Source organism: Paenibacillus sp. Y951 (assembly GCF_056786395.1).
Window position 1 is genome coordinate 46,650 of record NZ_JBXCIY010000007.1, and the last position, 12,211, is coordinate 58,860.

Genomic DNA, 12,211 nt, shown 5'->3' on the forward strand with positions numbered 1-12,211 from the left:
AATTTCCGAAAGCAGGGAATTAAATTGTGCACTTATTGGAATTGGCTAACGATATATGTTCTTGTCCATTTTCGGCTAACTATACAAGTTCTTGTCCTGAGTAGAAGACAAGAACTTGTATGGTTAAATAAAATAAGCCTTGCTATGCAAGACTTCTTATCCATATATGTTGTTGTCCTCCGACATATTTGGTGTATCACACTATATTATTGATTGTTTACACAAATCTTTTGAATTATTCACCTATTCTTGTCTTCCGGCGAGAACTTACATCTTAAAATCACAAAAACTTATATTCTATGTCGGCATTTTTATGATATTTTTTTCGGTCTCCTTCCGTAATTTCTCTAAGCACTCTACAAGGTCTAGTCCCACGTTTCTTTGTTCAGAATCAATCGGGTGCCCAGCTGTTGAAAAGCAGCAGTTTGGCGCAATAAATACATATTTTCCAAACTTTACTTTAGCTCCATCGAGGATCGTACAATTGTAATTAGAAAAAAATCCTGCTCCTATCTCTATGTTATATCCGAAATCTCAATAAAAAGGAGCAATAATCACAAAGTTTTTAGGTGTTTTTCCAAAAAGTTCACCTAAAATTTCTCGTTGTTTTTTCGTATCTGACGGTTTTAATTGATTAAGATCGTGACATAAATCTTGGCATCTTTCTTTTTCTTTGAGTAGTTCCTGATCGTAATTAACATCGTACAACCAACCTCTTTGTGCTTTCTCTTTTTCAGTCAATTTCATTCTAGCTAACCTTCAACTCCTTTGGTACGTACTTATTATCAGTTTTACTTATTTTTTTCACCTTGCGTTTAAAGTTTAATATAATCGCTTCGTTTCAATTACCTGTTATTGGAGGATATGTATGAATATCTTCATCAGCGTCACTTAAAACCCATTTTGTAAAGGTAACCTTAAACGTTTCACTAGTAGGCGCGCACACAGGAAAGGCCCTGCGTGATTGCCCTCCGAATAAGGGAATCGTGCGACGCGAATTGTATGCCAACCGCTATCTTGAGCGCGAGCCCTGATGATAACTGCATCATCGTACACCGAAGCCCGAATAGTCACTTCTTTTTCGTTCCAATTAGTTGGTAGAGGGAATAAAGACCAATCGGAAAACTCATCGGTAACTACTGCACCGATATGAGGAATCCCATCATTTACTTCAATTCCGGCTTTAATCCACTTAGTTGGAGAATGCCATAGCATGATGCCTGCCTGATCGTAGAGCTCGGTGAAGTCCTCAAAAATGAAAGTCACTTCCATCGCTTGTTCTGTATCCCAGGGCATTAAAAGTGAGTGTCCATTGTCATGCTGGAAACCGTACATTGTTTTTTGCCAATAGTCACTGCCTTTCAATGCATCTACAACTAAATGACCTTCTGTTTCAAGCCAAGATTTAGGTTCTGTGGTCCAACTGCCTTTTTTCCATGAAATGGGCTGTGTTATTAAAAGTCTCCTTCTTTCTATTGTTTATTTTGACGCCTTTTCTCAAAAAGATACTTCATTTGACTTCCCAAGTACTTTTCCACAACTTCCTGAATCATCATAGCGCTAAATGTAACTTGGAAGAAGGCAGTAGCAGCATTACCCCACGAGAGTACTGACGTTCCTCCGTCAATATAGGCTAAACCGATAACACTTGAATTACTGTAATTGTTGCACATATGAATATAGTAGTTATGATGACCGCGCGTCAATTTTGGTTCATAAACCTTCATCGATCAGTCGATGGGCAATAGAACCAAACCTAGTACCTGTCTGCAAGTTTAAATATAAAGATACATCATCTTTAAACTTTCCTGACATCCTACTGTATCGTTTTCATCTCCCATTTCTAAAGAAAAATACCAAAAAAAAGGGGCTTACCTAAGCCCCTTAAGACGAATACTCTTTGTGATCTATGTAGCAGGTCTTTTCCAGGGATTGTCAGAGGATTTAACCGGTCGGATGACTTTACACGGAACTCCAGCAGTGATAAAATTTGGCGGAACATCTTTAGTCACCACGCTCCCTGCACCGATGATGCTATTTTTGCCAATGGTCACACCTGGCGTAATCTTAACGTCACCACCTAGCCATACGTTGTCTTCCAAAATGATTGGCGCCGAGTAGACTCCTTTTTCTGCACGTTCAAAAGGATCTTCCGCGTGATTGGCACCATATAATCCTGCTCGGGGACCAATATAAACATCATTACCAATATATCTTTTTTGTTATTCTAAATTTTACTCGCCTCGTCTAATATTTTTTACAGTTTTGTGTTCTAGTGAAAACTGTGAATAAATTCTATCTCCTCCTTTGCCAGTTGGTGACTGAGGAACAAATCCCACTTTAACTTGGTCTTCTACAGGAAGGGTAAAGAACCTAACCATAAAGAATTGTTTCCCATCTAGAGAGTAGTGAAAAGCGAACGACTGTCCCACTCGTGAAACTTGCAAAAAGACAGAATCACTATCAATATTGTTACCGTTAGCATCATCTGAAATTGGATTTGTGACAACACTAACAACAGCACGAGTATTAAAGTCAGTTAGTTCAAAACATAATTTTCCCCAAACATCTAAATCTTTCATTACCATTATTGAAGCAGCATCATAAACATATTTAAAATCGTGTTCCACTTTCACACGCATTACAAAATCACCACTAACTTCCTTGTAAAAAAACGGAGCATTTGCAAGACTCTCTGGAGTAATACCATCTTCTGAAATGGCGCCAGTATTAGTATTATTAAAAAAATCACTTTGTTCTGGAGCATACATTATCAACTTCTCGTCTTGAAATGAAATAGGTGTTTCATTTAACCAATGGAAGTGATCAAAATTGTTATTTCTCATCATTTTTTCTCCTTAAAATAAATTTCATATTGTAACTATCCTTTGCTTACGATGGTATTATATCATCTTATAAGTATTATTCAAGCCAATTTATTCCCAATAAATATAACTATTTTCCCAGAGAGGATGTTTTTAATGTGGAAACATACTTTGCCATTAGATCAAACACTCTTTGAAAAAACTCAGCATGGTCCTACCGATTTTCCCATTCAATTTTATGTTGATGAGTTGCATAAATTTCTTGATCGTAGAGTACCTTCTCATTGGCACTTTGAACTGGAGTTCTTCGTTGCTCGGGGAGGAACAGTAGTAGTACATGCAGGTCATCACCGTGTTGAATTAGAAGCTGGCGATGGCATCTTCATCAGTACTAAGACATTACACTCCTTCGAACAAAAAAGTGAAAATGATGTTTGTGAATGTCCTAATATCGTTTTTTCTGCTGAGTTGATCGCTCCACATAACAGTCTTATTTATCAAAAGTATATTATGCCGATTCTCGAAGATAAGAATTTGCCCTATATTGTTTTAAATAATCAAGAATCTTGGCATAACAAAATTCTAAAAAAATTGGAAACTATTTTTGCTCTGCTCCAGCAATACGGTCTTGAGAGTAGCTACGGTTCATTCCCTTTTCTGAATTATAATTTGGATTCGCTCTCACATGTCGGTTTTGAAATGAAGGTACAATCCCTTCTCACTCAGATATGGTTATCAATTGTTCAAAATGAGCAGTATATACCCACTTTTACTACTGATAAACAAGAGTTGCAGTATCAGGTTAGACTCCAAAACATGATTTCTTTCATTAAAGAAAACTATAAAAATTCGGTGATTCTCCTTGATATCTCAAACTCCACAAATATAAGCAAGAGTGAGGCTTCAAGATGTTTTCGATCATATTTAAAATGTTCACCAGTAGAATATTTATTGCGATATCGAATTGAAGCCGCTAAACGCCTCCTGCATGTTAGTTCTCTTTTGATACAAGAAATCTCTTTGGAGTGTGGATTTAATTCTTCAAGCTTTTTTATAAAAATGTTTCACAAAAAGGTCGGAGTTACACCTAGACAGTACCGAATAAATATTTGTAATTGATTCAGGACAAAATTTGTGACTATTCCCGTAACAGTACGGACTACGGCTAATAGATACAAGTATTAGTATATCGGATTGAAAAAAGAGGACGACTCAATATATTGGATCTCAACATATATTCGGAAACTTTTTTTGCGGACCTACACAATCTTCTCTTTGGATTTAAGTTGGTTAACCTAAACGTGATTAAGCAGAATGTTGAGGAAATTGACGTTGTCAGGGTAGATACCAATCTTGCAACCATAATTCGAACGCACAGTTCTGATTACGGACGGTGAAGGGAAAAAATCATTAAATTAGATGGCTATCACGAACTGGAACCGCAGTAGAAGTATGTGCTTTTTCTGATTGATATTAATCTGTATAAAATTAGAGATATAGTCCATTGTTTTAACTCTCATGGCTAACCATACAAGTACTTGTCCATTATCGGTTAACCATATAAGTTCTTGTCCCGAGCAAAAGACAAGAACTTATATAGTTAAATAAAAAAAGCCTTGCTATGCAAGACTTCTTATCCATATATGTTGGTGTCCTCCGACATATCTTATTAATTTGATATGTTGTATTTCTACTGCTATTTTATCTTTCTCCGATCCTTGATTTAATGCCAAGAAAATTTCCCCCACCATAATAATCAATACATATACCAGACCTCATACCGAAGTCTTAATCCAGTACTAGGTTTCTTTATGTATACCTTAGTGTTGTAATTTAACCCTCTAGCATTGCATTAATTGGATGCGTGTGCTTGATTTCATTAATGGATAAGAATAATTCGTAGTTCCCAAATTCTAGAATTCTATCTAATAATGCATTTAATGATTCTTGCGCAGCTACTTTTACTTTTAGATGGTAGCATCCCCCACCTGAAATACGATATGCTTCAATTACTTCTTTTTGACTACTTATGAATTGTTTAAATACCTCATGGTTCGTAGTTTTCATATAAATAATGATAAATGCGGTATAAGTGAGTCCCAGCTCTATTTCATCTACCATGATAGTATAATTCTTAATAATACCACTATCTTCTAACTTTTTGATCCGATTCCCTACCGCTTGGCCTGACATGTGAATCATTTCGCCGAGATCTTTCCACTGAATGCGAGCGTTTTTCGTAAGTAGTTGAAGGATTTGAAAATCAATATTATCTAATTTCATAGTAACTCCTTTCATTGTGAAACAGGGTTGTATTAAACACTTTCACGAACTTATCGATACTTATTTTATTATTTTGTATAATTACATTACAGTTATAGTTTACTATAACAATAATAAAATGAGGTGATTTGATGAATACTGCATTAATTATCATTGATATTCAAAATGATTATTTTCCTAATGGGAAAATGGAGTTAAACAATCCTGAACAAGCTGCAACAAATGCTGCAAAAGTTTTAAATTGGTTCAGACAAAATAATAAAGACAATATTTTTCATGTTCAACATATTGCACATGACCCTTCTGTAGGCTTCTTCCTACCGGATACAGATGGTGCTGAAATTCATTCAAGCGTAGCACCTTTAGAGTCAGAAGACATTACAATTAAATATGCACCTAATAGTTTTTTTAATACGGATTTAGAAATAAAGCTAAAAGAAAAAGAGATTACAAAATTAGTTGTAGTTGGTATGATGACACATATGTGTATCGATAGTACAGTTCGCGCTGCTGCTGATTTAGGTTTTGAAGTTACACTTCTAGAAGATGCATGTACAACAAGAGCTTTAAGCTATAACAATATCGAACTAACTGCTGAACAAGTTCACTTTTCATATATAGCTGGCATTCATAACATTTTTGCACAGGTTATTTCAACAGAAGCTTTTTTAAACCAAAACTAATATTTCAAGATAAAAAGACTGGGATTAAGCTTCCAGTCTTTTTATCTTGTTACCTATAATTCATCTTCAAATGCTCTATTTTGTTACATTATTTTGCTAATTTGAACAAGCTGCTCTAATACCTCAGCCATATCTCCGTCAACACCGATCGATTTAGATGAAATTATCTCAGGAATATACACTTGTCCTTTATTCAATGTAATATAAGTCGCATTTTTCTCATGATATGCCAATTCCATAAATGGGGCTTTAATTAATTGATTTCTTGCTCCTACACCTAATTCCAGTAGGACTAATTTCTTACCACTGGCCTGCTTGATAAAATCCTGATAAGCTTGAAAGCTAGCTTGCCATGCCTGGCCCTTTAGAAAATCCCGATCGACTTCTACATGGACTTGCATCTCTCCACCACATTTTGGACATTTCGGTATAAGTTCCGATGGGATACGTCCACATTCCTTTTGTTGATACATTTCACTTAATACTTCTTCGCCTGCATAAATATGATCATGACAGGCATGTTTACATTGCAGATGATTACTATTTCCTTCTATTTCAAAAAGGCGTTCCTTTTCGAATCCTGCCATCATTAAATGCCCATCTGTATTGGTTGTAACCATAAAATAATTTTTATCTTTCAGAAGTTCATAAAGACTCTTCATGACATTGCTTATTTCCTTCTCTCTTGAAAAGTAGGCATAGATGCTACTAGAAAATGCCCATTTTTCTTCAATGGTAGGAAACGAGAAAAAGGCCCCTTGGACAATATTACATATCCCATATTTATCACGAAATTCACTAAAGTACTCTAAAAAAACATCATTTTCTGCGAAGATATGGAAACCTTCAGAAATTGAAAGTCCATTACTCGCACCGATTAGAACAGCATCTGCTTCATTCATCTGTTTTATTATTTCTTGATACTCGTCTTTCATAAAAGTCCTCTCAATCGAAAAATGTCGGTCAGCCCAATTTTCTTGATTTATTTGTGATTGCTATCTCTTTTAGCTTTCTCATTTACAACATTTTGGAAAAATTGTGCGATATCCTCTTGAATAGCCAACCCTTTTCCAGTTAGCTCTCTTGGAAGTAGCGCGTCTTTAGGGTTAACTGTAATATAATAAGCATCTGGAAAAGTATATGTCATATTCCAAAACGGTTCTTTTATAAACATTGGCGTCATTTGACCAACACCTAGCTCTAAAAATAGAATTTTCTTGAATTTATTATTCGTAAGGTACTTATTGTATTTCATCAATTCCTTCTTAAACGCTTTCCCTTCTAAAAAAACATAAGAGCGTACCCAGGGCTCCATGTCCCCTCCACATTTCGGACATTGTGGAATTAATTCAGTTGGAATAGCCGTTCCCTCAATTTGTCTATACATATCTTTAATGTGTTTTTCATTATAATAAACCTCATCATGACAACGCTCTGCACATTGAAAATAACGTAAATCGCCTTGGATTGAGGCCACTTGGTCTTCAGGGAAAACTTTAGTAAATTGTGTGTCTTGGTTTGTTGTGACCACAAAAAAATCTTTATCCTTAAGGATTTTTGAAAGGTCCAGGTAAGGAGCACCTGGAGCCAAATCGTAAATAGATTTGATTTGAGTAGCTAAATACGCCCATCGCTCTTCTTTCGTTGGAAAAGGATAATAAAAGCCATCAAAAATATTTGTAATACCGTATTTCTCTGCAAATTTACCGAAGTAATTTAAAAATAACGGTCCTGTTTGATAAAAGCTGTAGCCCGCCGCTTCCGACATACCTGCAGCGCCACCTACTACAATCACCTCAGCTTCTTCTATTTTCGTTAATAATTCATTTATATTATCTTGATATTGTTGGTTTAACATACTTTTCCTCCAGTAGAAATTATTTATAAAAAAAGGCTTATATTAAAAACGTTACTTTACAAAATTCTAGATAACTAATTTTAGTTCTGTTTTTCAATAGCCTTTACTTCTTTCTCAATGAAGTATATATTTACATACATCTATAAACAAGTATGCACTTTATTGACGCATACTATCTTGGAGGATAGTGTAAGTATGAAATTAAACGATGATCTACATGAAGAAAAAGACAATATTGCTGATCACCAAGAGCCTTATTTTGGTTATACCCTTTCTATTATTAGTGGTAAATGGAAGTTACTAATCATTTATTACTTATCTAAAAATGTCGCAGTACGGTATAACGAATTACAACGAATGATTGGGAAAATTACTTATAAAACTTTAAGCACAACGTTAAAAGAGATGCAAAGTGATGGATTAGTATATCGTAAAGAATATCCACAAATCCCACCCAAAGTTGAATATAGCCTTACGAATAAAGGAAAAACGCTTTGGCCAATTCTTCAAGAAATGTGCCAGTGGGGCGAACATAATCATGACTAAAAGGTACGATACTAAGACGAATCGAATGACGCATACTATCCCCTTAGATAGTATGCGTCATTAAAGTGCATACTTGTTTAATGATGTATGTGAATATATAATTCATTGAGATAGAATTAGAAGCTATTGAAAAGCAAAAATAAAAGTCATTTTTGGCAGTGGAAATTTATGCTTTACTAATGTAGCCTTTGTTTAGTAAAGGAGGATATGAAGATGTTTCTAGCAAATGTAATGGATGATTCTGATTACCGACCTATAAAAAAACATTATGAACGATGGTATATGTTCATGGAGCTACATGTAGAATTTTGGTTGCCGGATAGCGAATGGCATACGAAAAGCCATTGTGCTAGGGTGCTGTTGCTGGCACTTCTCATCGGACATCAAAAAGGTCTGAGTAACGAAGAAAAAGATGCACTCGGAATGGCAGCAGTGTTCCATGATTCTCGACGCCTTGATGATGGGATTGATAAAGGTCATGGTAGTCGTGCAGCAAAGTATTACAAAGATTATTGTCATACGCATGATTTGTCCTATGATATACAAAGCTATTACATTACTTATTACCATGACCAGGATGATACGCTTGGTTTGTCAGAAATCCAAAAGTCCCCTGCGCTCAATGAACGGGGAATACTGCTGTATCAAATTTTCAAGGATGCTGACGCACTTGATCGTTTCCGTTTGGGTCCTGATGCTTTGGATGTAAATTTTCTTCGGACTGAAGAAGCACGTCAACTTGTTAGCTTTTCAAAATATCTCTTACAGAAAAGTAAAGAAACGAATAATTCGTAAATATTGAGAGTAAGATTACTGAACTCCTCTCTCTCTTTTCTAATGTTTTAATTATCAAGTAAAAACCTCCACTTCAGGCGCGGATAGTTATCGATATATGTTCTTGTCTTCCGACATATACTAACGCTTAAAAAAGAAGAATAACTGTCCTAAAAATAGTCACAGGAAACAGCCATCAAATAAGTGATGGCTGTTTCCTGTTTGATTACTTATCGTAAATATATGACTAACTGCAGCAAGAAGTTGTTATTGGAATAGTCGTACAACAGCTTTCTTCCTTTTTCTTTGGTGAATTATTAATACTACAAACACCTGTCTCTGGTAAATCAAGTTCGACTTTCTCTGCAGCCTCATAATCCCCCGAAAGATATGCTACAACAGATCTTACTTGTTCATAACCGGTTGCCATAAGGAATGTTGGAGCACGACCATAACTTTTCATACCTACAATGTAAAAGTCCTTTTCTGAATGTCGCAGTTCTCTTTCACCGTGAGGTCGAACTGTACCACAACTATGAACATTTGGATCAATAAGCGGGGCAAGAGTCTCTATGCTTTCTGTTGCTTGATCTATACTAAGTCGAAGCTCTCGCAAGAATGAGAAGTCCGGTCGACTACCTGTATTGACAATAATCTCATCAATCCCTTGTAAGTCCCTACTCTCTGTTTTGTATACACCATGAATAGTCATTTTACCAGCTTCTCGACTTAGCTTTTGGATTTTAAATGGTGTAACTACCTGGATTTGTTCGGAATTAACCAATTGATGAATTCGACTTCCTAGCTCCCCTCTTGCTCCAAGTTGATCATTCGCTTCTCCACCATATGCGTCCTCTACTCTGTTCTTCCTCATAATCCACATGATATTCATTTCTGGATTAGTCTCTTTTAACTGAGCAAGGTCTAATAATGTATTTAAAGCAGAATGACCACCACCGACTACCGCTATGCTTTTCCCTATATATCTTTCCTTATCTTTTCCTTGTACATTTGGGATGCCATAATAAATATTCGAACTCAGAGATTGTTCTTCATTCGTCAAGATACCACTTGCATAGAGGGGATTGGAGTGTCCCCACGTGCCTGTTGCATCGATTACTGCTTTTGCTTCATAACGTTGTAATGTACCCTTCTCATCAGCATAAATCACGAAGGGATTGCTATCTCGAAGTTGAGATTTCATTTTATCTGTGTCTTTTCTGCTTATGCCTATTACTTTAGTATTTAGAATAAGTTGAGACTTAATTTCCTCAAGATTAGCTAAAGGAAGCAAATATTGCTCCAATAATTCTTGCCCTGTAGGTAATTCATCAGGAGAAGGAGTACTCCAACCTTGTTGGGACAATAATCTTGCTGCTGCTTTATCCACATTGTATTGCCAGGGAGAAAATAAACGTACATGCCCCCAATCCGATATGTTGTTTCCTACATGTGTGCCTGATTCTAACAAGATAAACTTCTCACCACGCTCCACTAAATTCGCTGCTGCAGCTAAACCAATTGGACCTGCTCCAATGATTGCAACGGGTAATTGATTCGATTCTGTTGTAGGTTGTATATTAATCTCTTGCTTAATGGAAGGCGATGCACAGCAAGATTCTGTTTGTTTAAGTTCGATGTTTTTCATATTGTTATTCCTCCAGTTTAATCGTTATTTTTCGTTATAAACTTTGTATAAGTTGCTTAATAACAGGTTGTTATATTTTTTTATGAAGTATCTATCTTCAATTACTTAGTTGCAAATTTTACGAATGTTTTTTTCAATAACCTTAGCATCCCTTCCTGTTCCTCGGATGGTTGCAGAAGCAAATGATCGTTGTCCTGCAAGCCCCAAGTAATATAGTCCAGGAACGACACTACTTATACCTGCAATCTGTATAGGGCTACTATCAGAATCTAACGCCTCCAAATTTCTTAGATAAGGAACATGATTTCGAAATCCTGTACCCTTATAAACAATATCTATTTTAGTCTCCTTTTACTTGCACTTTGCAAGTATTATCGAGAAATAAATGGAGTAATGTCGACATCACCCCATTGGTGTACAACACATTTTGGACTTTAGCATACTTTCGTTGAGTAGTTTGAGGGAACGCATTACGTTTTCCTTATCACTATCATTCATGAATGAAAATACGTCTTCTAAATAATCGTTCATCATTTGATCGATGGCACCTGCAATAAACCTACCTTCAACGGTTAAGTTTAATATATAGACTCTTCTATCTTCAGGAAGAGGTGTCTTCTTAACAAGGCTTTTTTTAATTAAAGTTTGAACTTGTCTACTGAACGTAGTGATATCCATTCCTAGTGTCTCAGCGACCTGTTGCATGGATGGTTGACTCTGACGATCAATCTCATAAAGAATATGACTTTGAATTAATGAAATATCGTTATTCCCTATGCTACAGCAGTTTTTATTAAGCAAACCAAAGCGTCGAGCCATGATTTGTAGCAATTCTCTAGGATTGTTCTCCATCGTCTTCACCTCTTACTATTAGTGTAAAACATAAACTTGCAATTTACAAGTATTTTACCTAATAGTGATAATTCAATTGTCAGCAGAAAATAAAGTATTATACTGACCCTAGAAATTGAAACAGCGGCAGCAAAGGACGAGAAAATAAAGTCCTAGTCTGTCGCTGTTTTATTGAACTAACGTTCTCCGTTAGTACAACCAATTCTAATTCCTAAACCTCAATCGATTTATTGTTTTTGTCAAAATACTGAATACTGCCAGTTCCTGTAGGGAATATAAAGCACTTCTGATTTGGTTCTTTTTGAAAGGAACCTGCTTTGGTTTTATACGTGGTTATTTCATTTAAAATACTTTCATCGATGATACAATCAACTAAATATTTGTCAGAAAACCCACCAGTGATTCTCTGTGGAACTTTTGTTCCCTCTATATTCTCCCAATGTTTCGAAAACGTTCCACTACCCAACTGATTCAAGTAGAAACCTACCTCTGTATCGTTCATATATGCAATTGCTGTGTATTCCTTGTACTTTACCAACTCAATAACGTTAATGTTATTGTCAATGATAAAGTCCTCAATAACTTTATCATCTGGTCTGACTGGTTGTGACATACATCCAATAACAATGACAGCAAAGACTATCATTGTTAGAGTTAACTTTATAGGATACACTTTCTACACCACCTAAAATATTTTTATCTTCGCTTAGCTCTCATCAACAACTGTATCATAATCATCCCT

General features: G+C 35.7%; 16 protein-coding genes. 5 read left to right on the top strand and 11 right to left on the bottom strand.

Features of this window, described 5'->3' with window-relative positions; genetic code table 11:
• Positions 1-534 precede the first annotated feature (534 nt).
• The 5 genes from AC1TPB_RS11690 to AC1TPB_RS11710 form a co-directional block, all read right to left on the bottom strand.
• The gene (locus AC1TPB_RS11690) at positions 535-747 is read right to left on the bottom strand and encodes a maltose acetyltransferase domain-containing protein (protein WP_482076644.1); all 213 of its coding nucleotides are present in this window, start codon (positions 745-747) and stop codon (positions 535-537) included.
• Positions 748-891: 144 nt separating this feature from the next.
• Complete coding sequence (locus tag AC1TPB_RS11695; protein WP_482076645.1) at positions 892-1,365, bottom strand: DUF1349 domain-containing protein; 474 nt, start codon at positions 1,363-1,365, stop codon at positions 892-894.
• Positions 1,366-1,472: 107 nt separating this feature from the next.
• The gene (locus tag AC1TPB_RS11700; protein ID WP_482076646.1) at positions 1,473-1,727 is read right to left on the bottom strand and encodes a hypothetical protein; all 255 of its coding nucleotides are present in this window, start codon (positions 1,725-1,727) and stop codon (positions 1,473-1,475) included.
• Between the two features lie 180 nt (positions 1,728-1,907).
• A complete protein-coding gene (locus tag AC1TPB_RS11705; RefSeq protein WP_482076647.1) occupies positions 1,908-2,102 on the bottom strand; it encodes a DapH/DapD/GlmU-related protein in 195 nt (64 codons plus the stop codon).
• Positions 2,103-2,234: 132 nt separating this feature from the next.
• A complete protein-coding gene (locus AC1TPB_RS11710) occupies positions 2,235-2,849 on the bottom strand; it encodes a DUF1349 domain-containing protein (RefSeq protein WP_482076648.1) in 615 nt (204 codons plus the stop codon).
• Positions 2,850-2,981: 132 nt separating this feature from the next.
• Between AC1TPB_RS11710 and AC1TPB_RS11715 the strand changes: the two genes are divergently transcribed.
• Positions 2,982-3,944, top strand: a complete 963-nt coding sequence (locus tag AC1TPB_RS11715; protein ID WP_482076649.1) for an AraC family transcriptional regulator — start codon at positions 2,982-2,984, stop codon at positions 3,942-3,944.
• 53 nt (positions 3,945-3,997) lie between these two features.
• Complete coding sequence (locus AC1TPB_RS11720; protein WP_482076889.1) at positions 3,998-4,222, top strand: SMEK domain-containing protein; 225 nt, start codon at positions 3,998-4,000, stop codon at positions 4,220-4,222.
• Between the two features lie 436 nt (positions 4,223-4,658).
• Here AC1TPB_RS11720 and AC1TPB_RS11725 read toward each other — a convergent pair whose 3' ends face one another.
• The gene (locus AC1TPB_RS11725; protein ID WP_482076650.1) at positions 4,659-5,108 is read right to left on the bottom strand and encodes an Lrp/AsnC family transcriptional regulator; all 450 of its coding nucleotides are present in this window, start codon (positions 5,106-5,108) and stop codon (positions 4,659-4,661) included.
• A gap of 131 nt (positions 5,109-5,239) precedes the next feature.
• On the opposite strand from AC1TPB_RS11725, the gene AC1TPB_RS11730 reads away from it, so the two are divergent.
• Positions 5,240-5,791 (top strand): cysteine hydrolase family protein, encoded by a 552-nt coding sequence (locus AC1TPB_RS11730; RefSeq protein ID WP_482076651.1) that lies wholly within the window; start codon positions 5,240-5,242, stop codon positions 5,789-5,791.
• Positions 5,792-5,874: 83 nt separating this feature from the next.
• On the opposite strand, the gene AC1TPB_RS11735 is transcribed toward AC1TPB_RS11730, so the two are convergent.
• Both AC1TPB_RS11735 and AC1TPB_RS11740 read right to left on the bottom strand, forming a co-directional pair.
• On the bottom strand, positions 5,875-6,693 hold the full coding sequence (locus AC1TPB_RS11735; RefSeq protein WP_482076652.1) for a Sir2 family NAD-dependent protein deacetylase: 819 nt from the start codon (positions 6,691-6,693) through the stop codon (positions 5,875-5,877).
• Between the two features lie 80 nt (positions 6,694-6,773).
• Positions 6,774-7,649 carry an SIR2 family NAD-dependent protein deacylase gene (locus tag AC1TPB_RS11740; protein WP_482076653.1) on the bottom strand — a complete coding sequence of 292 codons (876 nt, stop codon included), beginning with the start codon at positions 7,647-7,649 and terminating at the stop codon, positions 6,774-6,776.
• 195 nt (positions 7,650-7,844) lie between these two features.
• On the opposite strand from AC1TPB_RS11740, the gene AC1TPB_RS11745 reads away from it, so the two are divergent.
• Positions 7,845-8,195: a winged helix-turn-helix transcriptional regulator gene (locus AC1TPB_RS11745; protein ID WP_482076654.1), complete on the top strand. Its 351-nt coding sequence runs from the start codon at positions 7,845-7,847 to the stop codon at positions 8,193-8,195.
• Between the two features lie 213 nt (positions 8,196-8,408).
• Positions 8,409-8,990, top strand: coding sequence for an HD domain-containing protein (locus AC1TPB_RS11750; RefSeq protein ID WP_482076655.1), 582 nt, complete (start codon positions 8,409-8,411; stop codon positions 8,988-8,990).
• A 226-nt stretch (positions 8,991-9,216) separates the two neighbouring features.
• Here AC1TPB_RS11750 and AC1TPB_RS11755 read toward each other — a convergent pair whose 3' ends face one another.
• The 3 genes from AC1TPB_RS11755 to AC1TPB_RS11765 all read right to left on the bottom strand — a co-directional run bounded on the left by AC1TPB_RS11755 (position 9,217) and on the right by AC1TPB_RS11765 (position 12,142).
• Positions 9,217-10,617: an NAD(P)-binding domain-containing protein gene (locus tag AC1TPB_RS11755; protein ID WP_482076656.1), complete on the bottom strand. Its 1,401-nt coding sequence runs from the start codon at positions 10,615-10,617 to the stop codon at positions 9,217-9,219.
• Positions 10,618-11,019: 402 nt separating this feature from the next.
• On the bottom strand, positions 11,020-11,469 hold the full coding sequence (locus AC1TPB_RS11760) for a MarR family winged helix-turn-helix transcriptional regulator (RefSeq protein ID WP_482076657.1): 450 nt from the start codon (positions 11,467-11,469) through the stop codon (positions 11,020-11,022).
• A gap of 211 nt (positions 11,470-11,680) precedes the next feature.
• A complete protein-coding gene (locus AC1TPB_RS11765) occupies positions 11,681-12,142 on the bottom strand; it encodes a hypothetical protein (RefSeq protein ID WP_482076658.1) in 462 nt (153 codons plus the stop codon).
• Between the last annotated feature and the right edge of the window lie 69 nt (positions 12,143-12,211).

What these genes read in the sequence shown, in the direction of transcription:
- AC1TPB_RS11755 (WP_482076656.1), bottom strand. Translation starts at nt 10,617, where the DNA reads ATGAAAAACATCGAACTTAAACAAACAGAATCTTGCTGTGCATCGCCT.
- AC1TPB_RS11725 (WP_482076650.1), bottom strand. Translation starts at nt 5,108, where the DNA reads ATGAAATTAGATAATATTGATTTTCAAATCCTTCAACTACTTACGAAA.
- AC1TPB_RS11760 (WP_482076657.1), bottom strand. Translation starts at nt 11,469, where the DNA reads ATGGAGAACAATCCTAGAGAATTGCTACAAATCATGGCTCGACGCTTT.
- AC1TPB_RS11735 (WP_482076652.1), bottom strand. Translation starts at nt 6,693, where the DNA reads ATGAATGAAGCAGATGCTGTTCTAATCGGTGCGAGTAATGGACTTTCA.
- AC1TPB_RS11730 (WP_482076651.1), top strand. Translation starts at nt 5,240, where the DNA reads ATGAATACTGCATTAATTATCATTGATATTCAAAATGATTATTTTCCT.
- AC1TPB_RS11715 (WP_482076649.1), top strand. Translation starts at nt 2,982, where the DNA reads ATGTGGAAACATACTTTGCCATTAGATCAAACACTCTTTGAAAAAACT.
- AC1TPB_RS11745 (WP_482076654.1), top strand. Translation starts at nt 7,845, where the DNA reads ATGAAATTAAACGATGATCTACATGAAGAAAAAGACAATATTGCTGAT.
- AC1TPB_RS11710 (WP_482076648.1), bottom strand. Translation starts at nt 2,849, where the DNA reads ATGATGAGAAATAACAATTTTGATCACTTCCATTGGTTAAATGAAACA.
- AC1TPB_RS11740 (WP_482076653.1), bottom strand. Translation starts at nt 7,649, where the DNA reads ATGTTAAACCAACAATATCAAGATAATATAAATGAATTATTAACGAAA.
- AC1TPB_RS11700 (WP_482076646.1), bottom strand. Translation starts at nt 1,727, where the DNA reads ATGAAGGTTTATGAACCAAAATTGACGCGCGGTCATCATAACTACTAT.
- AC1TPB_RS11750 (WP_482076655.1), top strand. Translation starts at nt 8,409, where the DNA reads ATGTTTCTAGCAAATGTAATGGATGATTCTGATTACCGACCTATAAAA.
- AC1TPB_RS11690 (WP_482076644.1), bottom strand. Translation starts at nt 747, where the DNA reads ATGAAATTGACTGAAAAAGAGAAAGCACAAAGAGGTTGGTTGTACGAT.